This window comes from Pseudomonas sp. Tn43 (genome assembly GCF_014192635.1).
Classification (GTDB): domain Bacteria; phylum Pseudomonadota; class Gammaproteobacteria; order Pseudomonadales; family Pseudomonadaceae; genus Aquipseudomonas.
The window spans coordinates 1-26,836 of the sequence record NZ_JACHYG010000002.1; the positions used below are offsets into that span (position 1 = coordinate 1).

Annotated in this window: 26 protein-coding genes and 1 tRNA gene; 20 read left to right on the plus strand and 7 right to left on the minus strand. The window is 57.8% G+C overall.

Annotated features, from left to right (window positions below; translation table 11 throughout):
- Nucleotides 1–257 precede the first annotated feature (257 nt).
- Complete coding sequence (locus tag FHW68_RS04355; protein ID WP_095633780.1) at nt 258–536, minus strand: DUF3509 domain-containing protein; 279 nt, start codon at nt 534–536, stop codon at nt 258–260.
- Between the two features lie 353 nt (nt 537–889).
- On the opposite strand from FHW68_RS04355, the gene FHW68_RS04360 reads away from it, so the two are divergent.
- The 9 genes from FHW68_RS04360 (at nt 890) to FHW68_RS04400 (ending at nt 9,060) form a co-directional block, all read left to right on the plus strand.
- Nucleotides 890–2,728: a long-chain-acyl-CoA synthetase gene (locus FHW68_RS04360; protein ID WP_183679038.1), complete on the plus strand. Its 1,839-nt coding sequence runs from the start codon at nt 890–892 to the stop codon at nt 2,726–2,728.
- Nucleotides 2,729–2,840: 112 nt separating this feature from the next.
- Nucleotides 2,841–3,359 carry an ankyrin repeat domain-containing protein gene (locus tag FHW68_RS04365; protein WP_183679041.1) on the plus strand — a complete coding sequence of 173 codons (519 nt, stop codon included), beginning with the start codon at nt 2,841–2,843 and terminating at the stop codon, nt 3,357–3,359.
- Nucleotides 3,360–3,510: 151 nt separating this feature from the next.
- Nucleotides 3,511–4,041 (plus strand): hypothetical protein, encoded by a 531-nt coding sequence (locus FHW68_RS04370; RefSeq protein ID WP_095633783.1) that lies wholly within the window; start codon nt 3,511–3,513, stop codon nt 4,039–4,041.
- Between the two features lie 83 nt (nt 4,042–4,124).
- Nucleotides 4,125–4,316, plus strand: coding sequence for a PLDc N-terminal domain-containing protein (locus FHW68_RS04375; protein ID WP_183679043.1), 192 nt, complete (start codon nt 4,125–4,127; stop codon nt 4,314–4,316).
- A gap of 303 nt (nt 4,317–4,619) precedes the next feature.
- Nucleotides 4,620–4,853, plus strand: a complete 234-nt coding sequence (locus FHW68_RS04380; RefSeq protein ID WP_038979787.1) for a hypothetical protein — start codon at nt 4,620–4,622, stop codon at nt 4,851–4,853.
- A 215-nt stretch (nt 4,854–5,068) separates the two neighbouring features.
- Nucleotides 5,069–5,410: a ribonuclease E inhibitor RraB gene (locus FHW68_RS04385; RefSeq protein ID WP_007902188.1), complete on the plus strand. Its 342-nt coding sequence runs from the start codon at nt 5,069–5,071 to the stop codon at nt 5,408–5,410.
- A 471-nt stretch (nt 5,411–5,881) separates the two neighbouring features.
- Nucleotides 5,882–7,291 (plus strand): circularly permuted type 2 ATP-grasp protein, encoded by a 1,410-nt coding sequence (locus FHW68_RS04390; RefSeq protein ID WP_007902187.1) that lies wholly within the window; start codon nt 5,882–5,884, stop codon nt 7,289–7,291.
- 12 nt (nt 7,292–7,303) lie between these two features.
- Complete coding sequence (locus FHW68_RS04395; RefSeq protein WP_095633785.1) at nt 7,304–8,254, plus strand: alpha-E domain-containing protein; 951 nt, start codon at nt 7,304–7,306, stop codon at nt 8,252–8,254.
- Nucleotides 8,251–9,060 carry a transglutaminase family protein gene (locus tag FHW68_RS04400; protein ID WP_095633786.1) on the plus strand — a complete coding sequence of 270 codons (810 nt, stop codon included), beginning with the start codon at nt 8,251–8,253 and terminating at the stop codon, nt 9,058–9,060. The genes FHW68_RS04395 and FHW68_RS04400 overlap by 4 nt, the downstream gene beginning before the upstream one ends.
- A 154-nt stretch (nt 9,061–9,214) precedes the next feature.
- On the opposite strand, the gene FHW68_RS04405 is transcribed toward FHW68_RS04400, so the two are convergent.
- Nucleotides 9,215–10,036: a cytochrome c gene (locus FHW68_RS04405; RefSeq protein ID WP_095633839.1), complete on the minus strand. Its 822-nt coding sequence runs from the start codon at nt 10,034–10,036 to the stop codon at nt 9,215–9,217.
- 632 nt (nt 10,037–10,668) lie between these two features.
- Here FHW68_RS04405 and FHW68_RS04410 point away from each other — a divergent pair.
- The 3 genes from FHW68_RS04410 (at nt 10,669) to FHW68_RS04420 (ending at nt 14,879) form a co-directional block, all read left to right on the plus strand.
- Nucleotides 10,669–11,874, plus strand: coding sequence for an acetyl-CoA C-acetyltransferase (locus FHW68_RS04410; RefSeq protein ID WP_095633788.1), 1,206 nt, complete (start codon nt 10,669–10,671; stop codon nt 11,872–11,874).
- A 24-nt stretch (nt 11,875–11,898) separates the two neighbouring features.
- The gene (locus tag FHW68_RS04415; protein WP_183679046.1) at nt 11,899–14,043 is read left to right on the plus strand and encodes a 3-hydroxyacyl-CoA dehydrogenase NAD-binding domain-containing protein; all 2,145 of its coding nucleotides are present in this window, start codon (nt 11,899–11,901) and stop codon (nt 14,041–14,043) included.
- Nucleotides 14,044–14,138: 95 nt separating this feature from the next.
- On the plus strand, nt 14,139–14,879 hold the full coding sequence (locus tag FHW68_RS04420) for an amidotransferase (RefSeq protein ID WP_183679048.1): 741 nt from the start codon (nt 14,139–14,141) through the stop codon (nt 14,877–14,879).
- Nucleotides 14,880–14,962: 83 nt separating this feature from the next.
- On the opposite strand, the gene FHW68_RS04425 is transcribed toward FHW68_RS04420, so the two are convergent.
- The 3 genes from FHW68_RS04425 to FHW68_RS04435 form a co-directional block, all read right to left on the minus strand.
- Complete coding sequence (locus tag FHW68_RS04425; protein WP_095633791.1) at nt 14,963–15,934, minus strand: magnesium and cobalt transport protein CorA; 972 nt, start codon at nt 15,932–15,934, stop codon at nt 14,963–14,965.
- A 144-nt stretch (nt 15,935–16,078) separates the two neighbouring features.
- Nucleotides 16,079–16,801, minus strand: a complete 723-nt coding sequence (locus FHW68_RS04430) for a 1-acyl-sn-glycerol-3-phosphate acyltransferase (RefSeq protein ID WP_183679050.1) — start codon at nt 16,799–16,801, stop codon at nt 16,079–16,081.
- Nucleotides 16,802–17,011: 210 nt separating this feature from the next.
- Entirely contained in the window at nt 17,012–17,701 is a 690-nt protein-coding gene (locus tag FHW68_RS04435) for a crotonase/enoyl-CoA hydratase family protein (protein ID WP_095633793.1), read from the minus strand.
- A 307-nt stretch (nt 17,702–18,008) separates the two neighbouring features.
- Here FHW68_RS04435 and FHW68_RS04440 point away from each other — a divergent pair.
- From FHW68_RS04440 to FHW68_RS04470, 8 genes are all read left to right on the plus strand, one after another.
- Nucleotides 18,009–18,098, plus strand: a tRNA-Ser gene (locus FHW68_RS04440).
- Between the two features lie 251 nt (nt 18,099–18,349).
- On the plus strand, nt 18,350–18,670 hold the full coding sequence (locus FHW68_RS04445) for a YbjQ family protein (RefSeq protein WP_007902143.1): 321 nt from the start codon (nt 18,350–18,352) through the stop codon (nt 18,668–18,670).
- A 144-nt stretch (nt 18,671–18,814) separates the two neighbouring features.
- The gene (locus FHW68_RS27185; protein WP_095633832.1) at nt 18,815–19,009 is read left to right on the plus strand and encodes a hypothetical protein; all 195 of its coding nucleotides are present in this window, start codon (nt 18,815–18,817) and stop codon (nt 19,007–19,009) included.
- A 337-nt stretch (nt 19,010–19,346) separates the two neighbouring features.
- The gene (locus tag FHW68_RS04450; RefSeq protein WP_095633833.1) at nt 19,347–19,712 is read left to right on the plus strand and encodes a glycine zipper domain-containing protein; all 366 of its coding nucleotides are present in this window, start codon (nt 19,347–19,349) and stop codon (nt 19,710–19,712) included.
- Between the two features lie 188 nt (nt 19,713–19,900).
- Nucleotides 19,901–20,326: a glycine zipper domain-containing protein gene (locus tag FHW68_RS04455; RefSeq protein ID WP_095633834.1), complete on the plus strand. Its 426-nt coding sequence runs from the start codon at nt 19,901–19,903 to the stop codon at nt 20,324–20,326.
- A gap of 126 nt (nt 20,327–20,452) precedes the next feature.
- On the plus strand, nt 20,453–20,623 hold the full coding sequence (locus FHW68_RS04460; RefSeq protein WP_168185114.1) for a hypothetical protein: 171 nt from the start codon (nt 20,453–20,455) through the stop codon (nt 20,621–20,623).
- 108 nt (nt 20,624–20,731) lie between these two features.
- Entirely contained in the window at nt 20,732–20,950 is a 219-nt protein-coding gene (locus tag FHW68_RS04465) for a hypothetical protein (RefSeq protein ID WP_183679052.1), read from the plus strand.
- A 100-nt stretch (nt 20,951–21,050) separates the two neighbouring features.
- Complete coding sequence (locus tag FHW68_RS04470) at nt 21,051–21,416, plus strand: hypothetical protein (protein WP_183679055.1); 366 nt, start codon at nt 21,051–21,053, stop codon at nt 21,414–21,416.
- A gap of 99 nt (nt 21,417–21,515) precedes the next feature.
- On the opposite strand, the gene FHW68_RS04475 is transcribed toward FHW68_RS04470, so the two are convergent.
- Both FHW68_RS04475 and FHW68_RS04480 read right to left on the minus strand, forming a co-directional pair.
- Nucleotides 21,516–21,938, minus strand: a complete 423-nt coding sequence (locus FHW68_RS04475; RefSeq protein ID WP_183679057.1) for a hypothetical protein — start codon at nt 21,936–21,938, stop codon at nt 21,516–21,518.
- Complete coding sequence (locus FHW68_RS04480) at nt 21,935–26,803, minus strand: RHS repeat-associated core domain-containing protein (protein WP_183679059.1); 4,869 nt, start codon at nt 26,801–26,803, stop codon at nt 21,935–21,937. Before FHW68_RS04480 ends, FHW68_RS04475 begins: the two co-directional genes overlap by 4 nt.
- Between the last annotated feature and the right edge of the window lie 33 nt (nt 26,804–26,836).

Consider the following 26,836-nt stretch of genomic DNA (forward strand, 5'->3'; position numbering starts at 1 on the left):
CACAAACCCCACTTAGACGCCGGATAGATGAAAGCAAGCCAAACACGCATCAAAAACAGTATTGCAGAAAAGGGGGTAACCATAGATGTAGGAGCAGAGCTTGCTCGCGAAGGCGGAGTGCCAGTCAACGTTAATGTCGCCTGACACTCCGCCTTCGCGAGCAAGCTCTGCTCCTACAAGGGTGGTGCAAAGCCAGAAACAACTCAGGCCGTGACGCGGAAGCGCTCACGGCCTGTTTGTTTGTAGCGATGTAATGTTTAAACCGAGTGATAAGTCGGCAAGGCGAACCGTTGCTGGCTTTGCAGCATGGAGATCTGCGGCAGTTCGCTGGCTTGTTCGGCGACGTCACGACGTATCGCGCTGATCACCCATGACAGCTGATCGCCAGCATGCAATTGCTGGTAGGAAATCGAACGTTTGAAGATTTTGCCGTCTGTACTGCGCAGGGTCAGCAGAATGCCGCCATCAGGCCGTGGCTGGGTGGTCACTTCGAAGTTGGAGAATAGCGACGAAAATTTTTCCTGGATCAGGCTCATGTCTATCAGCTCCGTTTGTGCTTGAAGGGCAACATGGAGAGGTAGTTGCAGTGATTGTGCCAGTACCTGGTTTTTTAAAAATACTTATAGATCAATAAGTTAGAGAAATGATGTTCCTACGCTTTCGTGCAATCTGCATGAATGGCCATCGTGCATCCTGCATTTTGCGTGGTCGATCGCGATTCGATGGAACCTATCACGACGCCAGGGTTCCGCTTTCGATCGCCGGTCCAGACGCTTGGGTCGCGGATACAAAACATTGCAAAAACCGCGTGTACAGCTCAAGAACCGCTGACGTATTTTCGGCCTCAAACAACGCCACCCGACAATAAGAAAATCGAACGGGAGCATCAATGAGCCGCACGCTGAACGACACGATTACCTGGGGCATGATGCTCCGCAAGCTGCCTTCCATTACCAAAGCCATTCCCCGCGTGGTGAAGGGCATGAAAGCTGCCAACGTCAAGGACCCGACCCAACCGTGTGGCCTGGGCTGGAGCTTCGAGCAGGCGACCTTGCGCAATCCCGATGGCCCGGCTTTGCTGCAGGGCGAGGTGAGACTCACTTATGCCCAGGTCAATCAGTGGGCCAATCGCATCGCCCATAACCTGATTGCCCAAGGCATCGGCAAGGGCGATGTGGTGGCGATTTTTATCGAAAACCGTCCGGAACTGCTGGTAACGATATTGGCGGTGGCCAAGGTCGGTGCGATCAGCGCTTTGCTCAATACTTCCCAGACCCGCGATACCCTGGCCCACAGCCTGAATCTGGTGGCGCCGGTGGCAATCGTGGTCGGAGAAGAGCTGGTTCCGGCCTTCAACGCGGTCCGTGAACGGGTGTCCATCGACGCGACACGTACCTGGCTTGTCGCCGATCAAGACACTTATCGCGATCCGGGCAATTCGCCCGATGGCTTCATCAACCTGATGGCGGCCAGCGTTGAAGCGTGCAGCGATAACCCCGTCAGCAGCCAGCAGGTTTTTCTCGACGATCCTTGTTTCTACATTTACACCTCGGGCACCACCGGGTTGCCCAAGGCCGGGGTGTTCAAACATGGCCGCTGGATGCGCAGCTCCGCCAGCTTCGGGTTGATTGCCCTGAATATGCAGCCGCAGGACGTCGTCTATTGCACCTTGCCGCTGTACCACGCCACCGGGCTTTGCGTGTGCTGGGGTTCGGCAATCAGCGGGGCGTCGGGGTTTGCCATTCGCCGCAAGTTCAGCGCCAGCCAGTTCTGGAGTGACGTGCGCAAATATCGGGCGACCACCCTCGGTTACGTCGGCGAATTGTGCCGCTACCTGGTGGATCAACCGCGCAGCGTCGACGACAGTCGCCACAGCGTAACGAAGATGATCGGCAATGGTCTGCGCCCCGGCGCATGGAGCGAGTTCAAGACGCGTTTTGCCGTTGACCATATCTGTGAGCTGTACGCCGCCAGCGACGGCAATATCGGTTTCACCAACATCCTCAACTTCGACAACACCATCGGCTTTTCCCTGATGTCTTGGGAGCTGGTGGCGTACGACCACGACAGTGGCGCCCCCACGCGAGATACCCAGGGTTTCATGCGTAAAGTGGCCAAGGGCGAGCAGGGGTTACTGCTGGCGAGGATCGACGACAAGGCGCCGCTAGACGGCTACACCGATCCGCAGAAGACCGCAAAAGTCGTGCTCCACGACGTATTCAAGAAGGGCGACCGCTACTTCAATACCGGCGACCTGTTGCGCAACATCGGTTTTGGCCATGCGCAGTTTGTCGATCGTTTGGGCGACACCTATCGCTGGAAGGGCGAAAACGTCTCGACCACCGAGGTTGAGAACATTCTGCTGCAACATCCGCACATTGCCGAAGCCGTGGCCTATGGCGTGGAAATCCACAATACCAACGGGCGTGCCGGGATGGCGGCAATTACGCCGGCCGAATCCCTGGCGACCCTGGACTTCAGCGAGTTGCTGGCTTTCGCCAGGCAGCAACTGCCTGCCTATGCAGTGCCGCTTTTTCTGCGAGTGAAAGTGAAAATGGAAACCACCGGGACCTTCAAATACCAGAAAACTCGGCTCAAGGATGAAGCCTTCGACCCGAACAAAACCGGCGATGATCCGATTTATGCCTGGTTGCCGGGCACTCAGACTTACGTGCAAGTCACCGAGCAGGTGCTGGCGGAGATCCAGGGCGGCAAATACCGCTATTGAATGCGGCGCTTATTAAATGTGGCTATGACCGGGCATGAGAAAAAAGAAGTGACAGGTTCTTGAGCGCTCGGGAAACTATGGGCTTTCCGATTGACCGAATGTGGAGTCACCAATGTCAGACAAAAGCCGCCAGATGACACCCGAAGAGGCTGCTGAATTTGCCGAACAGGTGTTCAATAAAGCGCGCGAAGGCGATGCGGCCATGATGGCTGCGCTGCTGACCAAGGGCTTGCCGGCGAACCTGCGCAACCACAAGGGCGACACCTTGCTGATGCTCGCCGCGTACCACGGCCATGTCGACACGGTAAAAGTGCTGCTCGAGCACAAGGCTGATCCTGAAATTCGCAACGACAACGGCCAGAGCCCGATTGCCGGCGCGGCATTCAAGGGTGATCTGGCGGTGGTCAAGGCGTTGGTGGAAGGTGGCGCACAAGTGGAAGGTTCGTCCTTCGACGGTCGCACGGCATTGATGATGGCGGCCATGTTCAACCGCGTCGAAATCGTCGACTACCTGATCAGCAAAGGCGCCGATCCGAAGGCCAAGGATGCCAACGGCGTATCCGCGCTGGACGCGGCCAAAACCATGGGCGCGGTGGATACCACCGCACAATTGCAGAAATTGCTTGGCTGATCACATTAAAAGATCGCAGCCTTCGGCAGCTCCTACAGAGCGCACGTCATACCAATGTAGGAGCTGCCGAAGGCTGCGATCTTTTCGTTTTCATGCTTAACCTGCGTTATCCTTCGCGCCCTCAAATCTCCCTCGCTACAGGATCCACCTCATGAAAGCCGCACTCGTCGAACTCATCAGCAAAATCAGCTCCGGGTGCATGAGCGAGGACGAAATCCTGAAAGTCGCTGACGAAGCGGCTCAGGCCTATGCGGATCCAGAAGCTTTTCTGACGGCCAATCCAGACATCAACTACGACGACACTTTCCCGATCCCGTTGGGCGAATGGGTCGTCGTCGGCAGCTTGCCGGAAACCGTGCTGTTCCAGGCCGATACCTACATGGACCTGTTTGCGCAAATCGTCGCTTCGTTCGGCCCCGGCGTCGATTTCAACATCAAACCCAAGCAACTGGCCAAGACCGAAGCCCTGACAGCGCTCAACCGCATTCAGGTGCAGATGAGCAGCCTGAACAAGGAAAACGGCGGTTACACACTGATGAACTTCAGCCAGCTGCTCGACGACGAGTTGCAAATGGTGCTGGTCTACGGAAACGACGTGCCACGGGTGCTGGAGTTGTGCGCCGAAGTTGGCATCGCCGCGGCGCCATCCCTGGAAGCGCTGAAAGTGGCGATCCACGTCTGAAGCTGTGCAGGACGGTAATAAAACGGAACCCTCGCAAGGCCCGACTATCCTAAGAGGGCGTATCACTCTTCGGGAGCGTCACCATGGGTTCAACGTTCAACAGCCTGGTTGGCCTGATTATTCTTGCCCTGGATATCTGGGCCATCATCAACGTGCTTAAAAGTGGCGCCAAGACCGGGATGAAAATCCTCTGGGTGTTATTGATCCTGCTGCTGCCGGTCCTGGGCCTGATCATCTGGGCCATCGCCGGGCCAAGGGGTGACGTGCGGATTTGATTGGTTTGGCCTGTAACACTGAACCTGTGGGAGCGTGGCTTGCCCGCGATGCAGGCGCTGCGGTCTGTCAGCTGTAACGCGGCGATCCTGTCGCGGGCAAGCCACGCTCCCACAGGATTGGGCCGAGCCATGACGTGAGGTTCGACCTGTATATTCAGTCAATCCATCTGTCGACTTCGCGAGCAAGCGTCGCTCAGGTTCTGGGTTTTTTCATGCCGACACGCGGTAATCCGTTGAACGATCAGTCAGGGGTAAAGTCCAGATAGAAGTAAGCCCATCCATGGGTTTATCGAGGAGGCACCGATGCAAAAGTGGAAAATCACTTTCGTGGATGATCACGGTGAAACAGTGGACGAACTCTTCGAGTGCGAGGAATGCCCGAATAGCGAGCAGGCCGCCAAACTCATTCGCGCCCGGTGCCTGCCGGTCGCGGCCGAACTGGATCTCAATGATCTGGAGGGGCGTACCGATGATCCGACCGTCAAAAGTCTGAAATCCCAGAACAGCATCGAAATCATCAGTATTACCCCGATCTGATACATCTCTTGTCACATTCACACCCAGACCTTGGCAGCAGCTCTGTCTTGAGGCTACTCTGCAAGCGAGATCAGCGAATGACTCGCTAAGGTCTGGTCTTGTCAGCTACATGCTTGTTTCCCGTCGGCAACCTCTGTTGCCGTATCGCTTTCACTAATCGGTTGAAAGTGCAGGGAATACGGAAAGTCTATCCATCAGTCTGAGGGGGACGTTTCATGAGCACAGCCTATCAAGAAGACATCAGCAGCAGCGTGCTGCGCCGCATGAAAGAAGGCGGTTTCGACTTTTCACGATTCCATCCCATCGAGTTCTACGCCATTTTCCCGGACGAGGAGCGGGCACGCAGGGCGGCAGGTCATTTTTGTGGTGAATCCTTGAATGCCCAGATCAGCGTGCGCGATGACGGCGCATGGCATCTGGAACTGAGCAAAGTGATGTATGCCACCTACGACGGGATCGGCGACTTTGAGCAGGACTTCGAGGCGGTGGTCGAGCCTCTGGGCGGTATCATCGAAGGATGGGGCGTCAAGCAGGAGGTACGAGGGCTACTCGCATAACGTTATGAACAGTGACAATTCAGCAACGGCTGACCTTCGGGTTGGCCGTTTTCGTTTTTGCGGTTTGCAAAGGTTTAAAAGATCGCAGCCTCGTTTCACGCGTTCTCCTGTAGGAGCTGTCGAGTGGAACGAGGCTGCGATCTTTTGATCTGGGTTTTTGATTCATAACGTTTCAAACACGCAAAAAAAACCGCCTGAGCAGGCGGCTAAAGGGAAGTTCGATCAGGTTTTCCAGCGAATGTGCCGATTATCCGCACCGCCGCCCGGGCAGTGAAATCAACTCTGGCTATGCTGCTGATAGGCGACAGCATTGCTTCGCCATGAAGCGGGGGCAATCAGGTTGGGGCATTTACCGCACAGGATTGGTGCGGTGCGCGCAGCGTCATTATCCAACTGATTGATATCAAAGCGTTTATGCCGATGGCACGGGCCTTGCGAAGGCCTGGATGTCCATGTGACAAGGAGTACGGCATGATCCGCACCTATTTTGATGAGATGTACGATGCCGGCGGCCAGGTCCGCCCGCATTATCGGGAGTTTGCACGTTGGCTGGCCGAAACGCCTGACGAGCTTTTGGCACAACGGCGACGCGAGGCCGATCTGTTATTTCATCGTGCCGGGATTACATTCACGCTCTATGGTGATGAGCAAGGGACAGAGCGCCTGATTCCCTTCGACACCATTCCCCGCAGTATCCCCGCCAGTGAATGGCGGGTCGTCGAGCGCGGCTGCATTCAGCGGGTCAAGGCATTGAACATGTTCCTTGCCGACCTCTATCACGAGCAGCGCATCATCAAGGCCGGCATCATCCCGGCCGAGCAAGTGCTGGCCAACGAGCAATACCAGTTGGCGATGCAGGGGCTGGATTTGCACCGCGATATCTATTCCCACATTTCCGGTGTCGACCTGGTGCGCGATGGCGACGGCACGTACTACGTGCTCGAAGACAACCTTCGTACCCCCAGCGGCGTGAGCTATATGCTCGAAGACCGCAAGATGATGATGCGATTGTTTCCCGAATTGTTCGCCGCCCAGCGCATCGCGCCCATCGACCACTATCCGAACCTGTTGCTCGACACCTTGAAAAGCTCCAGCCCGATCGACAACCCGAGCGTGGTGGTGCTGACGCCGGGGCGCTTCAACAGCGCGTTTTTCGAGCATGCGTTTCTGGCTCGGGAAATGGGGGTCGAGCTGGTGGAAGGTGCGGACCTGTTCGTGCGCGATGACAAGGTGTTCATGCGCACCACGGACGGGCCGAAAGCCGTCGACGTGATCTACCGTCGCCTCGACGATGCCTTCCTCGATCCGCTGGCATTCAACCCGGACTCCATGCTCGGCGTGCCTGGTCTGCTGTCGTCTTACCGTTCCGGCAATGTTGTGCTGGCGAATGCCATCGGCACCGGGGTCGCGGACGACAAATCGGTGTACCCCTTCGTCACGGACATGATTCGTTTCTACCTGGATGAAGAGCCGATCCTGAAGAACGTGCCGACATGGCAGTGTCGTAATCCCTCCGAACTGTCCCACGTGCTGGCCAATCTTCCAGAACTGGTGGTCAAGGAAACCCAGGGCTCCGGTGGTTACGGAATGCTGGTGGGGCCGGCGGCGACGGCGGCGGAAATCGAATCTTTCCGTGAGCGGATCAAAGCCAAGCCCCACGCGTATATCGCTCAACCGACGTTGTCTTTATCGACCTGCCCGACCTTTGTCGAAAACGGCATCGCTCCGCGCCATATCGACCTGCGTCCGTTTGTATTGTCTGGCCGCGAAACCCGGGTTGTGCCCGGCGGTTTGACCCGTGTCGCCTTGCGCGAAGGCTCCCTGGTGGTGAATTCCTCCCAGGGCGGTGGAACCAAGGACACCTGGGTGGTCGAGGATTGAAGGAAGCCTGCCATGTTAAGTAGAACTGCCTCGGATCTTTATTGGATGTCGCGTTACTTGGAGCGGGCGGAAAACCTCGCACGGATGCTCGACATCAGTTATTCGCTGTCACTGATGCCGCAAGACGGGCGTGGTGATGGCTTGCATGAACTCGCCATGCCATTGCTGATCACTGGCACCCTGGACGATTACCTGGAGCGCCATGGCGAACTGCATGCTGAACGGCTGCTGCATTTTTTTGCCCTGGATGCGGCCAACCCGGCGAGCATCTACAGCTGCCTCGGTGCCGCGCGAGCCAGCGCCCATGCGGTGCGTGGGCGAATCACCGCCGACATGTGGGAAAACATCAACGCCACCTGGCTGGAAATTCGCGGGATCGCCGAGCAGGGTTTGAGTCGCTACGGCATGAGCCGTTTCTGTGAGTGGATCAAGGAACGTTCCCACCTGTTCCGTGGCGCGTCCTACGGCACCATCATGCGTAACGACGCGTTCCGCTTCATTCGTCTGGGCACCTTTATCGAAAGGGCTGACAACACGTTGCGCCTGCTCGACGCCCGTTACGAAATGGCCGGCGATCAGGCCGAAGCAGTCAGCGACGGCACGGCTCACGCCTATTACCAGTGGAGCGCCTTGCTGCGGGCCTTGTCGTCGTTCGAGGCTTACACCGAGATTTACCGCGACGCTCCCGGTGCCCGGCATGTGGCCGAGTTGTTGTTGCTGCGCGCCGATGTGCCGCGATCCCTGCGGGCCTGCACTGAAGAAATCGACCAGATCCTCGCTCAATTGCCGGGAGCCAACGGTCGTCCTGCCCAGCGGTTGGCGGCAGAAATGGACGCACGCCTGCGCTACACCGGTATCAACGAAATCCTCGACGAAGGCCTGCACGCCTGGCTGACCGAGTTCATCCCGCTGGTGCGCCGGTTGGGCAATGCCATACACAGTTCCTACCTGGAGGCTGCATGAGACTTTCCATTAGCCACGAGACCACCTATCACTACGAAGATCAGGTGCGGGCGAGCATCCAGTACCTGCGACTGACCCCCCATGACAGCGAACGCCAGCACGTGCTCAGCTGGCAGCTCGACCTGCCACGCCCGGTGCGTGCGCAACTCGATCCGTTCGGCAATATCCTGCATGTGCTGACCCTGGACGAACCCCACGAGGCAATCATCATCGGCGCCCGCGGGCAGGTGGACATCGACGAACTGCGCGAAGCCGAACATGAAAGCCAGTCGGCGCTGCCGTTCTTGCGCTTTACGCGCCTGACCGAAGCCGACGACGCGTTGCGCGCGTTTGCCGAGAAGGCCTGCAAACAACGCCGGGATCGTACGGCGCTGATCGATTTGATGCATGGCCTGAACCAGCACATGACCTACACGCCGGGTTCCACGGAAGTCGACACCAGCGCCGCCCAGGCTTTCGCCGGGCGCTCCGGCGTCTGCCAGGATCACACCCATGCATTTCTTGCCTGCGCCCGCAGCCTGGGCATTCCCTCGCGTTATGTGTCGGGGTATTTGTACAGCGAGAACTGCGAACACCTGGCCAGTCACGCCTGGGCTGAAGCCTGGCTGGATGACGCCTGGTACAGCTTCGACGTAACCAACGAACTGGCCCGCCCGGAGCGTCACCTGAAACTGGCGGTGGGCCTGGATTACCTCGACGCCTGCCCGGTGCGCGGCATGCGTCGTGGAGGCGGGTGCGAGCAGATGCATGCCAAGGTGTTGGTCTCGCCGACGCCAGCGCCGGTGATTTTGGTGCAACAGCAGTAACCTGCCACCGATCGTTCCCACGCTCTGCGTGGGAATGCCTCCACGGACGCTCGGCGTTCGGCTTTGGATGTGACGCAGAGCGTCACGGGCTGCATTCCCACGCGGAGCGTGGGAACGATCACTGAGCAGGCTCGCTCCCACAAGGGGATTGGTGTCAGGGCTTCACCTTGCGCCCAGCCATGTGCTTCAAATACCCCACCAACATTTCCAGATCCCCCTCCGGCAACACCGTCGTCGCGAACGCCGGCATCTTCGCCTGTGGCCACTGGCGCAAGCTTTGCGGATCACGAATGTAGCGCTTGAGGAAATCCGCGCCGAAGTACTCGGTCGGGTTGAACGGGATATTCAGGTCCGGCCCGAACTGCGCATCGCCTGCGCCATTCAATCGATGGCACGCCAGGCAGTTCTTCTGAAACAGCGCAAAGCCCTTGTTCACCGGATCGTCCGCCTTCAGTGCAGGGTCGGGCAGCAGGGCAGGGAAGCGCTCGGCCACCGGGGCCATGCGCTTGATGCTGGCGACTTGGAATGGCCATTGCTCGGGGCTGATATTGCCCGCCTGTGGATCGGTCCAGACCAGGTAAAACGGCCCCGCACTGGGCTTGCCTTCTGACAACGGCGGCCAAGGCTTGGCCGGGTCTTCAATCGCCAGCCAGGCCCGCGCGCCTTGGGTATTGAGTAATGGCGCGGCGGTCAGTTCGGCGGCAAAACCGTCCAGGGCAATGGCTTGCAGGTGATCGTCAGGCTTGATGCCTGTCAACAGCGCCGCCAACGGCACCGCGCGATAGCTCATGTCCCGCTTGTAGGAAACGTCGTTCGCGATCGTGATGGTCTGAACCTGAGGATGCTTGAGCAATTGCTCGGTCTGCCAGGTGCGAGGGCTCGCGCCTGGCTCAAGATTCAGCTGTGCGGCAGAAAGAGGCATGCTGAGCAGCAAAGCCCCAAACACAATGAGCGCTTTCAAGTGATTGCCGTCCATGTCGTGGAAATGCCGCAAAGGTTGGCACAGCCACGCCGGCTCGAATAGCGAGCCAATCACATTTTTATCAGGCGAAACGAAAACCCTGATGCTCGATCAGCTAATCACCTTGGTCAGGTTCGGCAAAATCAACAGCAGCGTAGTGGCGAATAGAATGAGCCCGGCTTGACGAACTTTCGAATGCTTGAACATGGCTTGACCGCCTTTTTTGTTATTTCCTGGTGCCTGCCTGCATATCCATGACGGCAGAGCGCTGCACTTCCTGTAGTACGAGTGCCTCGGCAAAACCCGACGACAACTTCGTACAGGTTTACCTTAGGGCCCGCGTCAGGCTTGACTTAGATCCATTTCGTATGGGCTGAGTGCTTCTCGCTATTAAAAAAGAATGAGGCTTATGGCCAGCTTCTTGGGCGCCCGTTTGCTAGACAGCTTGGTGACGGGAATCGGTTTATCCGATAGCAGACTACCGTTCGTCTGAGCGTGACCGTCAACGTCAATGAGCATTGCGGTCATTGAATCCACGGCTGCCGGGCATAAGGTGAGTGCATAAAGATCAGGATCACACGGTCCCCTGTAGGAGCTGCCGAAGGCCGATCTTTTGATCTTCATTCACCATCAGGTTCGAGGACATCATGACCCAGGCTTTGATATTCGACGCGTTACGCACGCCCCGTGGCAAAGGCAAGGCCAATGGCGCCTTGTACAGCGTCAAGCCGGTTAATCTGGTGGCAGGGCTGTTGACGGCGCTGCAGCAGCGCATGTCGCTGGACACCAGTCAGGTCGATGATGTGGTGCTCGGCTGCGTGACGCCCATCGGCGATCAGGGTTCCGACATCGCCAAGACCGCCACACAGGTGGCCGATTGGGACGTCAGCGTGGCCGGTATGCAGCTCAATCGCTTCTGCGCGTCAGGGCTGGAAGCGGTGAACCTGGGGGCGATGAAAGTGCGTTCCGGCTTCGAAGACCTGGTGGTGGTCGGTGGCGTCGAATCGATGTCTCGCGTGCCCATGGGCAGCGATGGCGGCGCTTGGGCGCTGGACCCGGAAACCAACTTGCACAACCACTTCACGCCTCAGGGCGTGGGCGCCGATCTGATTGCCACCATCGAAGGCTTCAGCCGTCAGGACGTCGATGCCTTCGCGTTGCAATCCCAGCAGAAGGCGGCGCGGGCGCGAGGGAACGGTTCGTTCCACAAGTCGCTGGTGCCGGTGCAAGACCAGAACGGCATCATCTTGCTTGATCACGATGAGTTCATTCGTGCCGATTCGACGATGGAAGGTTTGGGCAAGCTCAAGCCGAGCTTCGAAATGATCGGGCAAATGGGCTTCGATGCCACGGCGCTGCGGGTTTACAGCCAGGTCGAGCGGATCAACCACGTGCACACGCCGGGCAACAGTTCCGGGATCGTCGATGGCGCGGCGTTGATGCTGATCGGCTCCGAAGCGAAGGGCCGGGCGCTGGGCTTGCAACCGCGAGCGCGAATCGTCGCCACGGCGGTCACCAGTACCGACCCGACCATCATGCTCACCGGCCCGGCACCGGCCACGCGCAAGGCGCTGGCCAAGGCCGGGCTACGGGTCGAAGACATCGACCTGTTCGAAGTCAACGAAGCGTTCGCCTCGGTGGTGCTCAAGTTCATCAAGGACATGGCCGTCGACCCCGACAAGGTCAACGTCAACGGCGGCTCCATCGCCATGGGGCACCCGCTCGGGGCCACTGGCTGCGCGATTCTCGGCACGCTGCTCGATGAACTGGAAGCCCGGCGCCAGCGCTATGGCCTGGCGACATTGTGTGTCGGCGGCGGCATGGGCATTGCCACCATCATCGAACGCCTCTGAGCCCTGACTTCTAGGAAAATTGCCATGACCCAAGCCATCCGTTACGAAAAGGGCCAGGACCGGATCGTCGTCCTGACCATCGACATGCCGGGCCAGAGTGCCAACACCATGAACGCGGTCTACCGCGACGCCATGGCCATCTGTGTCGCCCGACTGGTCGCTGAAAAGGAAGCCCTTGCCGGTGTCATCATCACCTCGGCCAAGAAAACCTTCTTCGCTGGCGGCGACCTCAACGAACTGATCAAAGTCGGCAAACCCGAAGCCAAAGCCTTTTACGACGTGGTGCTGAGCCTCAAGGGGCAATTGCGCACCCTGGAAACTCTCGGCAAACCGGTGGTCGCCGCGATCAACGGCGCAGCGCTTGGTGGTGGCTGGGAAATCTGCCTGGCGTGCCACCATCGCGTGGCGCTGGACGATCCGTCGGTGTTGCTCGGGCTGCCGGAAGTCACGCTTGGCCTGTTGCCGGGCGGCGGCGGGGTGGTGCGCATGGTCCGTTTGCTGGGCATCGAAAAAGCGCTGCCGTATCTGCTTGAAGGCAAGAAAATCCGGCCGCAACAGGCGTTGCAGGCGGGGTTGATCGACGAGTTGGCCGCCGATCGCGATGAACTGATGGCCAAGGCGCGGGCATGGATAGTCGCTCACCCGGTCGCTGTGCAGCGCTGGGACGTAAAGGGTTATCAGATTCCCGGCGGCACACCGTCGGATCCGAAGCTCGCGCCGATGCTGGCGATCACGCCATCGATTCTGCGCAGCAAAACCCAGGGCTGCCTGCCCGCGCCGGAGAAAATTCTCTGTGCTGCGGTGGAAGGCGCCCAAGTGGATTTCGACACCGCGCACTTGATCGAAACCCGCTACTTCACCGAGCTGACCACCGGCCAGGTGTCGAAAAACCTGATTGGCACGTTCTGGTTCCAGCTCAATGAAATCAATGCCGGTGGCTCGCGGCCCCAAGGCATGGCGCCTTGCGTGACGAAGAAAGTCGGCGTGCTCGGCGCCGGGATGATGGGCGCGGGCATCGCATTCGTCAGTGCATCGGCCGGCATCGACGTGGTGCTCAAAGACATCAACCTCGCCGCGGCAGAGAAGGGTAAGGCCCACTCGGCGGCGTTGCTGGGCAAGAAGGTTGCGCGTGGTCAGTTAACCCAAGAGCAACGCGAGGCGATTCTGGGGCGAATCCATGCCAGCGAAAACGATGAGGACCTGGCCGGTTGCGATCTGATCATTGAAGCCGTGTTTGAAGATCGCGAACTGAAGGCCAAGGTCTTATCGGCTGCGCAAACAATCGTCGGGCCGGAGGCGGTCATCGCCTCCAACACCTCGACCTTGCCGATCAGCGGCCTGGCCACTGCCGTGCCGGACCAGACGAAATTCATCGGCCTGCATTTCTTCAGTCCCGTGGAGAAAATGCCGCTGGTGGAAATCATCAAAGGCGTCCATACCAGCGATGAAACCCTGGCTCGCGGTTTCGATTTCGTCCTGCAAATCAACAAAACTCCGATCGTGGTCAACGACAGTCGCGGCTTCTTTACCTCGCGGGTGTTCGGCACCTTTACCAACGAAGGCATCGCCATGCTCGGCGAAGGCGTGAGCGCGCCGATGATCGAGACCGAAGCGCGCAAGGCCGGCATGCCTGTCGGACCTCTGGCGATTTCCGACGAAGTTTCCCTCAGCCTCATGAGCCATATCCGCGGACAAACCGCCAAAGACCTGCGAGCAGAAGGGAAAACCCTGATTGAGCACCCGGCGTTCGCCGTGATTGACTTGCTGCTCAAGGAGTACAAGCGTCCGGGCAAAGCCGCTGGCGGTGGCTTCTACGATTACCCGGCCACAGGGCAGAAGCATTTGTGGCCTGAGCTGAAAAGCCGCTTCGAGAAAGCCGATGGGCAGATTTCGCCGCAGGACATCCGCGATCGACTGCTGTTCGTCCAGGCCATCGAAACCGTGCGTTGCATGGAAGAGGGCGTGCTGACCTCGACGGCGGATGCCAACGTTGGCTCGATCTTCGGCATCGGCTTCGCGGCCTGGACCGGCGGTGCGCTGCAGTTCATCAATCAGTACGGCGTGAGAGACTTTGTCGCTCGCGCTCAGTACCTGGCCGAGCAGTACGGCGAGCGCTTCGCTCCACCTGCGCTGCTGCTGGAGAAAGCCGCCAAGGATGCGCTGTTCTAAGGGACCGATGACGCGTTCCGGGGCTTGCCTTGCCACCGTGTTTCAAGGCAGGCTCTGGGGTGTGCATTATTCCCATCATGTGTCAGGTATTTTTTATGTCGTTACGCATCTGCATTCTGGAAACCGACATCCTGCGTCCGGAACTGGTCGATCAATATCAGGGTTATGGGCAGATGTTCCAGCGTCTGTTTTCGCAGCAACCCATCGCTGCCGAGTTCACCGTGTACAACGTGATGCAGGGTGATTATCCCAGCGATGACGAGACTTTTGATGCGTATCTGGTCACCGGCAGCAAAGCCGATTCCTTCGGCAACGACCCATGGATTGAAACCCTCAAGACGTACCTGCTGAACCGCTACGAACGCGGCGACAAACTGCTGGGCGTGTGCTTCGGTCATCAGTTGCTGGCGCTGTTGTTGGGTGGCAAAAGTGAGCGGGCGACTCAGGGCTGGGGCGTCGGCACCCATCGCTACAAACTCGCGGCCAAGGCGCCATGGATGAACCCGGTGAGAGAAGAGCTGACGCTGCTGATCAGCCATCAGGATCAGGTCACCGCGCTACCGGAAAACGCTACTGTGATTGCTTCGAGTGATTTCTGCCCATTCGCCGCGTACCACATCGATGATCAGGTGCTGTGCTTCCAGGGGCATCCGGAGTTCATTCACGATTACTCACGGGCGCTGTTGGATATTCGTCAGGAAGCGCTGGGCGAGCAGGTTTATTCCAAAGGCATGGCCAGTCTTGAACACGAGCATCACGGCACGACCGTCGCGGAATGGATGATGCGGTTTGTGGCGCACAAGCCTGAAGGTGAGGGTGAGTCGGTCAAGCCTTAAAAGCTTCGCGGGCAAGCCTCGCTCCTACAGGGGCTTGAAGGAGCGAGGCTTGCCCGCGAATTTCGCAGACGCCTCGGTCCCGGCTACAACCACCCCGACCGCTTGAAGCTCGTCCACAAACCGACGCACCCCACGGCGATAAATCCCAGTATTCCGAAATATCCGTAATGCCAAGTCAATTCCGGCATGTTCTCGAAGTTCATCCCGTAGATCCCGGCCACCGCCGTCGGGAACGCCAGAATCGCTGCCCACGCTGCAAACTTGCGCTGCACCACGCTCTGCCGCGACGCCTCCAGCAATATCCCCACCTCAATGGTCTGGCTGGCAATGTCCGCCAGCGTCATCAGGTCTTCCATCTGCCGCGTGACATGAATCTGCACATCACGGAAATACGGGCGCATGTTCTTGTCAATGAATGGAAAGTTCAGCTTCTGCAGTTCCTCACCAATCTCCACCATTGGCGCCACATACCGGCGCAAGCGCAATACGTCGCGGCGCAGGCTATGGAGTTTCTGGATGTCATGCTCGTTCAAAGAATTGCGCATGACGTTGTGTTCCAGTTCATCGATCTCGGCATGGATCGCCTCACCCACGGGCTGGTAGTTTTCAATCACGAAGTCGAGGATGGCATAGAGTACGAAATCTTCCCCGTGCTCCAGTAACAGCGGCCGCGCCTCACAACGCTGTCGGACATAGGCGTAGGACGCTGAATGACCATTGCGTGCGGTAATGATGTAGCCTTTTCCGGCGAAGATATGAGTCTCGATGAACTCCAGTTTTCCTTCATCGCGGACCGGCGAATACGTCACGATAAACAGCGCGTCACCGAACGTTTCCAGTTTCGGTCGGCTGTGTTTTTCCAGGGCATCTTCGATGGCCAGTTCATGCAGGTTGAACTGACGTTGCAAATTGAACAGCTCTTCGGCGTTCGGCTCTTCCAAACCAATCCAGACAAAGTGGCCAGGCTTGGCAGCCCAGGCAGCGCCTTCATCGAGCGTGATATTGGTGACCTTCTTACCGGCACTGTAAACCGCAGCAGCAACGACTCTACCCATGATTTTGGTTCACTTCTTTTAGCGCTTTGTATTAGCAAATATGCAGTGGCAAGCAGGATTGAGCTTAACCTTGTCTGCTGCTTCAGAGTCAGCGAAATCTGTAGAGTTCGCAGGCAAAGAAAACCCGCGCACGGCGGGTTTTTTTCAAGCGGCCTGTAATTGCCGATCCATCGAGTCGATGCATTCGCGCATCTGCTCGCGGCACTGGGCAATCAGCATCGGCATGTCATCCAGGCTCAATCCAGCCGTAGGAATCGCCGGTAACGAACGGATCAGAATTTTCCCACTGCGCCAGCGGTTCAATCGCATGTGTTTGACGTAACTGCTGACACACACCGGAACAATCGGCACGCCTGCGGCAATCGCCATCTGGAACGCGCCTTTCTTGAAGGGCAGCAGCTCTTCGCCAAGGTTGCGCGTGCCTTCGGGGAAAACCCAGATCGAGGTGTCTTCATGCTGCAAGGTGCGAGTCGTAGTCAGCATCGACTGGCGTGCCTTGTGGGCATTGCCGCGGTCGATCAACACATTGCCGGCCAGCCAGAACAACTGCCCGAACAACGGCACCCACTTCAGGCTCTTCTTGCCAATGCACACGGTGCGGCGGGGTACCACATTACCGAATACAAACAGATCGTAGTTGGACTGGTGGTTCGCAACGATCACGCAGCTGTCAGGCTTATCCATCAACGGCCCGACGTCAGCCTTCACCCGCAAACGCAGAATGCACATCGCCGGCCATGCATACAGACGCGCGCATAAACGGCTGTTGTCCGGATTGAACGGCCGGCACAGACCGATAATCACCCCAAGCATACCGGCCAGAATAAAGTGCAAGCCCATCAATAACATACGAAACACAAACAACATTTAAAGGGCCCACCGGGACAAAAGGTGGCGCAGTGTACGGAGGTGTACTGTTTTCGGCAATTGCCGCTATAGAAGTGGGAGATAGCCGATATTTGAGCGCATATTCCCGACTTATGGGGCAGATGCGGTCTAGAGCGGTTGTAGGCTTTAAACCACACAGGCAAAAAAGCCCGACACGACGGTCGGGCTTTTCGTACAGCGCTTTCGGGCTTAACCCATATATTCCTGATCCAGGATGATCGCGTTGTCCAGCGTCTCCAGCAGTGCCTTGCGCACTTTCAGCTTGGTATTTTTATGGGCCGTCATATTAAGCTTCTTCAACTGACGAGCCGCCGCTAGCGCTGCGCCTTGCAGCTCTTCGGCCGACACCACCAGGTCAAGGAAACCGGCATCCACGGCACTCTGCGGATTGAACATCTCGGCATTGATCACCGCGCGATGAAACGCCGACTTGCGCAGACGATCACGCGCCAGCTCGATACCGGCATGGTGCATGGTCATGCCGATCTGCACTTCATTCAGACCAATGCTGAACGGGCCATCGACACCAATGCGGTAGTCAGCCGACAACAAAATAAACGCACCCTTGGCCACCGCATGCCCAGGACACGCCACGACCACCGGGAAGGGGTGCGACAACAGGCGACGAGCCAGCGTCGAACCGGCAGCCACCAATGCAATCGCTTCTTTTGGGCCGGCCGTCATCACCTTCAAGTCATAACCACCCGAAAAAATACCCGGCTGACTGGTAATGATCACCACCGCCCGATCCGCCACCGCCCGATCCAGGGCTGCGTTAAACGCAACAATCACATCCGGTGAGATGGCATTGACCTTGCCATTGCTCAAGGTCAGGGTCGCGATACCGTCTTCGAGATGGTAGGAAATCAACTCACTCATGACGCCAATCCTATTAATAAAGTAAGCCAGACGTTACTCACCGTCGTAGGCCAGGTAAAGCGCCGTGACTGACCGCTCGGTCACCTTTTCCCCGCCCGGCAAGCGTCGCCGGCCACGCCAGCCGCGCATTCCCCTCTATATAGGAGAGGATGCGAAGCCGGAGATTGGCGGATTTGCCATGGCACGGCAGCCAGCGGAACGACTAAATCGCTAACCGCATGAAAATTCTGCAAAAAAAATTTGCCATCAGAAAAGCTTTCGACTACATTAGCGCGCCTCGACAGACAGAACATGTTTGACGAGATACGGTGAAGTGTCCGAGTGGCTTAAGGAGCACGCCTGGAAAGTGTGTATACAGGAAACTGTATCGAGAGTTCGAATCTCTCCTTCACCGCCAAATTCGATGTACACAAAACCCCTGATTTCGAGAGAAGTCAGGGGTTTTGTGGTTTCTGGTGTCTGGATTATTCAATCATGGCTGTCACTGGCTGCCGCTTTTTCAAGCTCCCCTAAGCCCCATTTCAGGTGCGTTCAGCCCCCCTGTTAAACTGGCAACCCGCTCGACGGGAATCGATCTCTATACTCAATTCTCGCGCCGTTTCCCATCGTTTCACCCAATCGACGGCAGCTCTGAACAAGGACATTTTCATGATCACCACCACAACCCACACCATCGAAGGCCGGCAAATCACTGCTTATCTGGACATCGTCAGCGCTGAGTCGGTGCAGGGGGTCAACGTGATCCGCGATCTGTTCGCAGGCATGCGGGATTTTTTCGGTGGGCGTTCACAAACGTTGGAACGAGCATTGAAGGATGCGCGGATTCAGGCAACCGACGAGATCAAGGAGCGGGCGCGGGCGCTTCAGGCGGATGCGGTGGTAGGGCTCGACTATGAGATCAGCATGCCGGCCGGTAAAGGTGGGATGGTAGTGGTGTTTGTGACCGGGACAGCAGTGAAGCTAAGGTAGGAGGCTGCACCGGCCATTCGTCGATCATGCAACAATCTGAATCACAAGTCTTGGAATGACCAGCTAGTCTCAAAATCCTGGGTGGTCGATATTTTTCAGGCAAAAAGGGCTTGCCGGTATCGACCCGTTGAGAGGAGCGAAGATATGACTGAGCCGTATATCGAAGACGACGGGGCGGAGTTTCCAATCAATAATTGTGTGCAGTGTGGTCAGACGGACTATGTGCCGAGCTTCGGTGAAGACCGTATCAAAATCAACAAAATCAAATCTACGGTGCCTCGAACTCGGGGACCTAAATCGAAATTCATGCCCAAGCTGCGTGCGTCTTCCAGGAAGTAAACAGTGACCGTACAGAGCCCCGCCATCGAGCGGGGTTTCTTGTTTTTGAAGGGTGAAAAGCGGCTTGGCGATAATGTGGGGAAACGTCTTGCAACAATGCGACTTTTTTCACAATCTTTTCACACCTTCCTACGTAGTCTCAGCTCATCCGTTAGAAAGCAGTACCCTGGCCCGTCTCCCCAGCGGGCTTTTTTTTGCCTGTCATAAAACCTTTCCCATAAATGCTGTCCAACCGTCGCCAATGACGAGGTTGTTCCGTGTTTGTGTCCGGACTTTGCCTCCTCTTAAGCATTCAATCTCCGGCCTTCCGGTTTCCCCCTTTCTTGAGGTTCTCGTTATGCGTTTGACACTGCCTGCTCTGGTTCTGGGCCTTCTGTTTGCTCAAGGTGCGATGGCTGCCGGTGATGGCACTGCTGCGCTCGGTGGTGGTCTGGGTGGCGCGCTGGGTAATGTGGTCGGTCAGAAAATGGGCGGCAGCACAGGTGCAGCGATTGGTGCCGGCGTGGCGGGTGCAGCTGGCAGTGCGGTTGCAGCACGCAAAGGCAGCCGCACCAAAGCGGCCATCGGCGGCGGTGTTGGCGCGGCGGGCGGTTCGTTGATCGGCAACAGTTTGGGTGGCAAGACTGGCTCCACCATCGGTGCCGGTCTGGGCGGTGCATTGGGCGGCGGCGTGGGCAGCAATCTGTCCAAAAAAGGCCACTGATCCTGAGATGATCCCGCTGAAGACGCCCGGCTCAATGCCGGGCTTTTTCGTTTTGGAACGTTTCTACAGGATGTGGCTCAAAGCTCTTACAGTCGGTATCTGATTCGCTGTTCAACAGAGGCAGAAGCCAGACTGATGCCTATCCGCGGCACGATCTTCCCCCGATGCGGAAATTAGAGGTTCCTATCATGCGTTTGACATTATCCACGGTGGTTTTTGGACTTTTGATTGCTCAGGGTGCAATGGCTGCCAGCGACGGCACCGCTGCAGTGGGCGGTGGTCTTGGCGGCGCCTTGGGTAACGTGGTCGGCGGTCAACTAGGCGGCAGCACCGGAGCAGCGGTTGGCGCGGGCGTCGGTGGTGCGGCGGGCAGCGCGGTCGGTGCGCGCAAGGGCAGTCGAACAGAAGCGGCTGTTGGCGGCGGTATCGGCGCGGCGGGCGGTTCGGTCATCGGCAATAGTCTGGGCGGCTCCACCGGTTCGACCATTGGCGCTGGCGTGGGCGGTGCAGCCGGTGGCGCGGTGGGCAGCAACCTGGGTAACGACAACGACAGTTCGCATTCTGGCGGTGGCAAACACAAGCACAAACATAAAAATAAGTACAAGCATCACTAACTCGATATCGAGTGACAAGAAACCCGGCCCCCGCGCCGGGTTTTTCGCGTCTGTCACCAGGACTCTGGAACGTTTGCCCGCCGGACGCCTCGAACTAATACCCCCCTGAACGTTGTGAGGCAGGTCATGACTCCGGAAACTGAAAGTATGGAAGATGAAGGTCCGATCAATGATCCTGGCAACGAAGATCCGGGGTCGCTGATGGACGACGCCACGGTGCCGCTCAACGATGCCGATGATGCAGGCGATGTGGGCAATTGCGAGTACGACGAATACGACGAGGAAGATGACGAGTAATCGTGCTTTACGGCCAGACCGACCGATCGTCCCTCTGATCGAACCGCGCCTATCGCGTTGTCCTCGAAATGTCAGGATCTGCTTTTCAGGTCCATTGAGAGGTGCGTTATGAACGCTGATCCAAAAGACTCCGATATCGACGACGATACCCCTGAATACCCGCTGCCTTCACCCACCGATTCCCTGAGTCGCGACCAGCGCCCGCCCGACGATGACGACACCGCCGTGGAGCAAGTGCCCACCGATGATGTGAAGCGCGGTGATGTGGAAGCCCATCCCGATGATCCAGACATTGCCGGCGACGATCTATCGGGAGAGCCGAGTTGAAACCTGCGCAGCGATCCATCACCGCTTGTCGATTGCGCGGCACCTTTAAAAAGCGACTGCGGCCAGACTTCAGGTAAAGCACTCTTTAAGGAGGTGCGTCATGATCAGGTCAAAACTGACGACGCTGACGGTGGTTGGCTTATTGTCGATCAGTTCATTGGCGGCGTTTGCTCAGTCTTCTGGCCGCGATGCGCCGGTCGACAAGGGCGGAATGCCCCCTTATTCGGAAATGAATGCGGGCGCCTCGGATGGGAAGGTGCCGCCACCGGACACCATTGGTGGTGGGAATGGTGGTGATGCCAGCGGGAGTAGCACCAGCCCGGGGAAGGGAAGTGGGTCGATGAGCGATGGCAGTTCGATGGGGAGTGGTTCTGGAAGTGGGTCTGGAGAATCAGGTGGTTTTGAAATTGATGAGAGCGGTAGTGGAGTAGGTAGTGGGGATAAGGTCGATGGCTCTGGCGGCTAAGCCAGAGTGTGTATCGAAGAATTGAGCCCAGCGTCGAGCTGGGCTTTGGAGTTTTGCATAGGCGTAACTAATGCTTGACGCTTTGCGCGACCCTGTTGGTTATGGATTGTTATCTTCAGGTTTTTTTTGCATTTTAATTAATGAGTCGATCCAGTTTTTATAGAAGGTTCTTTGCTCTTCAATATCGTTAGTAATGTTTTCGTCTTCGTAGTCGAAAATTCTTACTATGTCCTCTTCTTCGCTAGGTTTTCCAAGTTTAAGTTCGTATGCGACCAAGCCGCCAGACATTTGGGAAGACATTCGTGAAGGATGAACATTTAATTTAGCGCCTTTGCACAAGAAATTTATCTCGGGATGGTCTGCTCTTAACATGCCAAAGCATACGTAAAGGTCAAAGGCTGTATAAACTTTTTTTAAACCACTTTGCATCGTGAATGTGAGTGTCGGTTTTTTTCTGTCACATTCGATTGTGGCGCTTTCTATGAGGCCATGATTTTTTATTAAAATTTCTATTGTTTTCATGGTTGCTTCCTGAAAGGGTTGGGTATTGAGTAGCCCTTATAGCTACCATCGTCATAGACGGGGGTGGCACCCACGATATCGTGATTTTTTATTCCTCCTGGGATTGCTATTTCAACCTCACGCCGATGTGGTGACATCATGCCCAATTCTTTATTTACATCGATGCCGCGAATGTTTTTTAAAACATATATATATCCGTCGGCAAGGCCGTAGCCTGTGGCAAACTTTGTCGCCTCTTTTTCGTTTGTCGTAGTGCTGACAAAATAACTGGGAGGGCTTCTGTTATCTGATGCATGCAGAAACAGATCTGTACTATCTCCCAAGGGCTCAAATCCTGCCTCAAAAATTTCCCATGGTTCTCGGTCGTCACCTCGATACAAATAATAGTTCTCTTGTTTTGGGGTTCCAGGCTCCCCCTCATCAACTCCCACCTTACCCGCCGGATCTTCATCCCCAAACGACGGCTTCTTACACCCATCCCCTCCAGGACAATCACTCAATCCCAACGGATCAACCCAGCCCGTGGGATTGCGCGTGTACTGATACCCGTTTAACCCACCCGCCAACTTGCTCGGGTCCGGCGTCAGGTACCGTCCGATGTCTGGATTGTAGTAGCGGTGCCGGTTGTAATGCAGGCCGGTTTCGGCGTCGAAATACTGGCCCTGAAAGCGCAGCGGCTGATCGAGGACCTGGTGGGTGTCGCGGTTGAGGCGGGTGAGGCGGCCATAGGCGGTGTATCGGGCGGCCCAGATGATGTCGCCGCTGTAGTCGGTGAGTTCTTGCGGCGTGCCGAGGTGGTCGAGTTGGTAGTAGAACGGGCAGGCCTGGCGCGGGCCTTTGCCGTCGAGCATGGCCAGTGGGCGGAAACTGCCCGGTTCGTAGATATAGCTGCGATGGTGATCCTGGCTGTGTTCGGCGACGAGGTGATCGCCCTGCCAGAAGAACTCGGTGGTTTTGCCGTCGACGGTTTTGCTGATGCGGCGGCCGAAGGCGTCGTAGCGATAACTCACACGACGACTGTCCGGCAACGTGACACCGATCAACCGGTGCTGGCCGTCGTAGCGGTACTCGGTGACGAGTTTCTGCCCGGTGCCGCGGCGTTCGCGGATCAGATTGCCGAAAGCGTCGTAATCGAAGTGGCAATCGCCCTGCATCAACAGGCGGTTGCCTTTGATGGTGGCCGGGCCGGGCCGGTCTTGCACCAGCAGGTTGCCGGCCGGGTCGTGGGCGAAGCTTTCCGGTGGCTGGTCGCGAGAGTGGCGCACGCGGGTCAGGCGGTTGAGCGCGTCGTACTGGTAGCTGCGCTGGCCATGGCGGGTGTCGGCGATGTGGTCGAGATTGCCGTTGGCGCTGTAGGCAAAATCGCGACGGTAGAGCGCTTGTTTCTGTTGGCTGACGGCATGCGCTTTCAATCGGCCCTGATCGTCGTATGAGTATTCGCTGGTGAGCTGACCTTGTTGGCGTTGCAACTCGCGGCCGAATGCAAACTGGTGGGTGGTGAGTCGGGCGCCGTTGAGGCCGATACCCGTCAGGGCGCCACCCTTGGCGTGGTGATAATCGAGTTTGCTGTTGTCCGGCAGGCGCAGGTGGTTAAGTCGGCCGCAGGCGTCGTAGCGATAACGCAAGGTGCCCCAGCCCTGGTGCTCGGTGATCAGCCGATCTTGCTGGTCGTATTCGAATTCCAGCGGATGGTCGTGGCCGTCGTCGACACTGACCAATCGGCCGAGGCTGTCGTAGCGGTATTTAACCTGGATACCGTCGGGCAGCGTCTTGACCAGCAACCGTCCGACCGAGTCCCGCTCATAAGCCGTGATCAGCCGTGAGCCGTCATCGCCAAACTCGGTTTTCTCCAGCAGGTTGCCATTGAGATCGTAGCTGTAGGCGGTGCGGCGGCCATCGAAGCCGGTTTCCTGTCGGATCAATCCGCCGGGCGTGTAGTCCAGCCGATAGTGTTCGCCGGCTTCGTTTTCGATGTCCGTGAGCAGCAGCTGGGCATTGTCGTAGCGGTATTGGAGCTGGGTGCCGTCGGGGTTGATGCGGCGGCTGACCCGGTGCAGGTCATCGGCGTATTCGTAGCGGGTGACGCGGCCCAGTTCATCGCGCTCGGCGGTGATCTTGCCGTAGGCGTTGTAGCTGAAACCGCGGCTGGCGCCGGTCGGCAGCGTCGCCTGAACCAGTCGGCCGACGGCGTCCCATTGGTAACGGGTGAGCGCACCGTGTTCGTCCTGACGGGTAATCCTTCGGCCCAGTGCATCGTAGGAAAAGCGCCGCTGGCTACCGTCCGGCAGCGTTTCCTCGAGCAACTGCCCCAAACCATTCCAGGCAAACACATGCCGACTGGTGTCCGGGTAGCGGATCGACAGCAGCTGACCTTTGTCGTCGTAGTGATAGTGGGTGATATTCCCGTCAGGAGCGGTCGCTTCGATGACATCGCCCTGCGCATTGCGCTGGTATTTCCACACCGCTTGACCGCGATACCGCGCATGCAGGAAACCGTTGCGGTACTCGTAGGCCGTTGGCTCGTCTTCCGGCGGAATCAGCGCGACCAGCCGTCCGACTTCGTCGTAGCGGTATTCGATGACGGCGCCGAGCGGATCCTGTTCGGCCACCAAGCGGCCCTGATCGTCATAGGCCTTGAGGTGTTCGCCACCGTCCAACTCGACCTTGCGCACCAGCCGCGCCCGATCGTCGTGGACGTAAACCTCTTCGCTGCCATCGAGGTTCTGGACGGTGACGCGGCCCTCGTCGTCCCAGACGTAACGCGTGTCCATCTGCGAAAACGACGCCCAGTGGCGGATACAGCGCGCCGCCTTGCCGGACCGTTCCCACTCCCAGAAGAAACTCGCCCCACCGGCCAGTTGCCGCTGCAGAATCACGTGCTGGTCGTCGTAATCGTAACGCTCGCTTTCACCGGCGGCGTTGGTCGTTTCGATCAAGCGTTGGCGGGCGTCGTAGCGATAGAAAATCAGCGTCTGCTCTGTACGCCAGGCTTCACCTCCAGCATCGGTGGGATGAAACGACTGATATTCGATGGCGACGAGGTGCCTGCGCTCGTAGCACAACAGCAGGGAACGACCGGCGCCGTTATCGAGGCGCTGGATGCGCTGCTGACGGTCGCGAGTGATGTGGAGTCGGTTGTTGTAGGCGTCGCTGATCGCCGTCAAGCGACCCTCTTGAAAGTGATAGAACCGGCTCGTCTCGCCGGCCAACGCAAGAATCAATTCTTCCGACTCATTCCCAAGGTAAATCGCCGCGCGTGACAGGCTGTTGTGAATCGCCGGGCGTTCGCGGTTTGGCAGTGGAAAGGTGGTGCGGCGGTTCTCGTGGTCGATCCAGACGACCTGATCACCCTCGATTTCCAGCCGATGGGCGAGCGAATGGCTCCAGCCAAAGCCCAGCCCGCAATCGACTTGCGCCGCGCTGGTGCGGTAGAGCCGGGTGAAGTCGAACGACAGGATGCCGTCCAACGAACCGTCGGTGAGGGTCAGCAGCTCTTCACCGGTGACCATCGACACCGGGCAGCCGTTGGTGCAGGTCAGTGCCGCGCAATCGGTGCTGTCGCCGTTAGGGGTTTTCGCCTGACTCGGTGCATCGTCGTAAGGTTCGTGACGCCCCAGCCGGGTCATGGCGTTGGATTTGTCGCGAGCGATGGCGACTGGATTGTTCACCTGCATAACCGGCGAGTCGCCGGCACTGATCTGTAGCGGAACGGTTGGTGCAGGTTTCAGCGGTGCATTTCGCGCGCTGACCACGAGCGGTTTGAGCGCGCCAGCGTGGGCTGTCAGGTCAGATTTGGCCGTTAGTTCGGCCAGTCGCAAACTGGCCGCCGCCAACCACTGTCGCGCCTGCCGGGACTTGATCTTGTCCAGTACTTTGGCGCTCATGCCGAGCTTCAGGCCCGTAGGGCCGGTGAGACGCACCAGCAGGAAACTGATCAATAATTCTGTACGAATGTGCGCCACGACTTCAGCGATGTGCTGCGGCGGTAACATCTTCATCCAGCTGATGAAGGCGGCGAGATGGATGAACATCAATGGCTCATCGCTCAACATCAGCAACACATTGGCGATGGCTTCAGACGAGGCATTGAGCAGCGTCTCAAGCTCGCCTTCGGTCAGGTATTCAAGGAGTTTTTCGCTATTGGCTTGCAGATCTGCCACCAGGGCGTAGACCTGCTTCACGTCATCCCACAAACCCTGCAGCGCACGCTCGAGGCCGCGCCAGTCGGCCTGTTGCAGCAGGCCGTAGCGCTGAGTGAAGGTTGCCTCGGAGAAACCTGCCCATAAAGGCTCGAATTCATTCGACCATTCATTGCGCAACCAGCCTTCCAGCTCGCCGATCACGCCTTGATAGGAGGCATAGAGCGCTTTGACGTGATCAGCGCCAACGTTGGGAAAGAAGGTGATGCGATAACGCTGGCCACGCCAGCAGTCGGGGATTTCGAGGATGCCGCTGGGGCCGATGATTTCGTGGACGGGCTCACCGAACGTCAGTTCACCCTTACGCTGCGAGATAACCGGTTCGAGCATCACCGGCGTATCGCCGATCGGCACGAAACGTGCGGCTTCAAACAGGTGCACCAGTGTCAACGGACCGCTGGCAGGGCACATGGCGAGCGTTGAACTGACAGGGGTAGTGGAATCTTTCGGTGCGCTGAGCCGGACTTCGTTGCCGACCTTGAACACCTGTTCGACATCCAGTGCCCCAACGGTCCAGAAGTTTTCCGCCCAGGCCTCGTAGTCGTTGAGGCAGAGTCGAAAGTCACCGAGCAACGCTTCGACGTCCGGCTGCTCGGGGTCCATGGCAGCGACCACGAGCAGGCCGATGGCATTGTTCAAGGCCAGGACCTTGTCAGGTTCGAACATTCGCAGTCCCTCGCGCTGATTAATCTGGAGCGC

Excerpts from the sequence above, each read along its gene's own strand:
- FHW68_RS04450 (WP_095633833.1), top strand. The coding sequence starts at position 19,347 with ATGCGTTTGACACTGCCTGCTCTGGTTCTGGGCCTTCTGTTTGCTCAA.
- FHW68_RS04390 (WP_007902187.1), top strand. The coding sequence starts at position 5,882 with ATGATCCGCACCTATTTTGATGAGATGTACGATGCCGGCGGCCAGGTC.
- FHW68_RS04420 (WP_183679048.1), top strand. The coding sequence starts at position 14,139 with ATGTCGTTACGCATCTGCATTCTGGAAACCGACATCCTGCGTCCGGAA.
- FHW68_RS04435 (WP_095633793.1), bottom strand. The coding sequence starts at position 17,701 with ATGAGTGAGTTGATTTCCTACCATCTCGAAGACGGTATCGCGACCCTG.
- FHW68_RS27185 (WP_095633832.1), top strand. The coding sequence starts at position 18,815 with ATGACTGAGCCGTATATCGAAGACGACGGGGCGGAGTTTCCAATCAAT.
- FHW68_RS04385 (WP_007902188.1), top strand. The coding sequence starts at position 5,069 with ATGAGCACAGCCTATCAAGAAGACATCAGCAGCAGCGTGCTGCGCCGC.
- FHW68_RS04355 (WP_095633780.1), bottom strand. The coding sequence starts at position 536 with ATGAGCCTGATCCAGGAAAAATTTTCGTCGCTATTCTCCAACTTCGAA.
- FHW68_RS04455 (WP_095633834.1), top strand. The coding sequence starts at position 19,901 with ATGCGTTTGACATTATCCACGGTGGTTTTTGGACTTTTGATTGCTCAG.
- FHW68_RS04395 (WP_095633785.1), top strand. The coding sequence starts at position 7,304 with ATGTTAAGTAGAACTGCCTCGGATCTTTATTGGATGTCGCGTTACTTG.
- FHW68_RS04465 (WP_183679052.1), top strand. The coding sequence starts at position 20,732 with ATGAACGCTGATCCAAAAGACTCCGATATCGACGACGATACCCCTGAA.
- FHW68_RS04425 (WP_095633791.1), bottom strand. The coding sequence starts at position 15,934 with ATGGGTAGAGTCGTTGCTGCTGCGGTTTACAGTGCCGGTAAGAAGGTC.
- FHW68_RS04470 (WP_183679055.1), top strand. The coding sequence starts at position 21,051 with ATGATCAGGTCAAAACTGACGACGCTGACGGTGGTTGGCTTATTGTCG.
- FHW68_RS04430 (WP_183679050.1), bottom strand. The coding sequence starts at position 16,801 with ATGTTGTTTGTGTTTCGTATGTTATTGATGGGCTTGCACTTTATTCTG.
- FHW68_RS04475 (WP_183679057.1), bottom strand. The coding sequence starts at position 21,938 with ATGAAAACAATAGAAATTTTAATAAAAAATCATGGCCTCATAGAAAGC.
- FHW68_RS04480 (WP_183679059.1), bottom strand. The coding sequence starts at position 26,803 with ATGTTCGAACCTGACAAGGTCCTGGCCTTGAACAATGCCATCGGCCTG.
- FHW68_RS04400 (WP_095633786.1), top strand. The coding sequence starts at position 8,251 with ATGAGACTTTCCATTAGCCACGAGACCACCTATCACTACGAAGATCAG.
- FHW68_RS04375 (WP_183679043.1), top strand. The coding sequence starts at position 4,125 with ATGGGTTCAACGTTCAACAGCCTGGTTGGCCTGATTATTCTTGCCCTG.
- FHW68_RS04380 (WP_038979787.1), top strand. The coding sequence starts at position 4,620 with ATGCAAAAGTGGAAAATCACTTTCGTGGATGATCACGGTGAAACAGTG.
- FHW68_RS04405 (WP_095633839.1), bottom strand. The coding sequence starts at position 10,036 with ATGGACGGCAATCACTTGAAAGCGCTCATTGTGTTTGGGGCTTTGCTG.
- FHW68_RS04370 (WP_095633783.1), top strand. The coding sequence starts at position 3,511 with ATGAAAGCCGCACTCGTCGAACTCATCAGCAAAATCAGCTCCGGGTGC.
- FHW68_RS04445 (WP_007902143.1), top strand. The coding sequence starts at position 18,350 with ATGATCACCACCACAACCCACACCATCGAAGGCCGGCAAATCACTGCT.
- FHW68_RS04365 (WP_183679041.1), top strand. The coding sequence starts at position 2,841 with ATGTCAGACAAAAGCCGCCAGATGACACCCGAAGAGGCTGCTGAATTT.
- FHW68_RS04415 (WP_183679046.1), top strand. The coding sequence starts at position 11,899 with ATGACCCAAGCCATCCGTTACGAAAAGGGCCAGGACCGGATCGTCGTC.
- FHW68_RS04460 (WP_168185114.1), top strand. The coding sequence starts at position 20,453 with ATGACTCCGGAAACTGAAAGTATGGAAGATGAAGGTCCGATCAATGAT.
- FHW68_RS04360 (WP_183679038.1), top strand. The coding sequence starts at position 890 with ATGAGCCGCACGCTGAACGACACGATTACCTGGGGCATGATGCTCCGC.
- FHW68_RS04410 (WP_095633788.1), top strand. The coding sequence starts at position 10,669 with ATGACCCAGGCTTTGATATTCGACGCGTTACGCACGCCCCGTGGCAAA.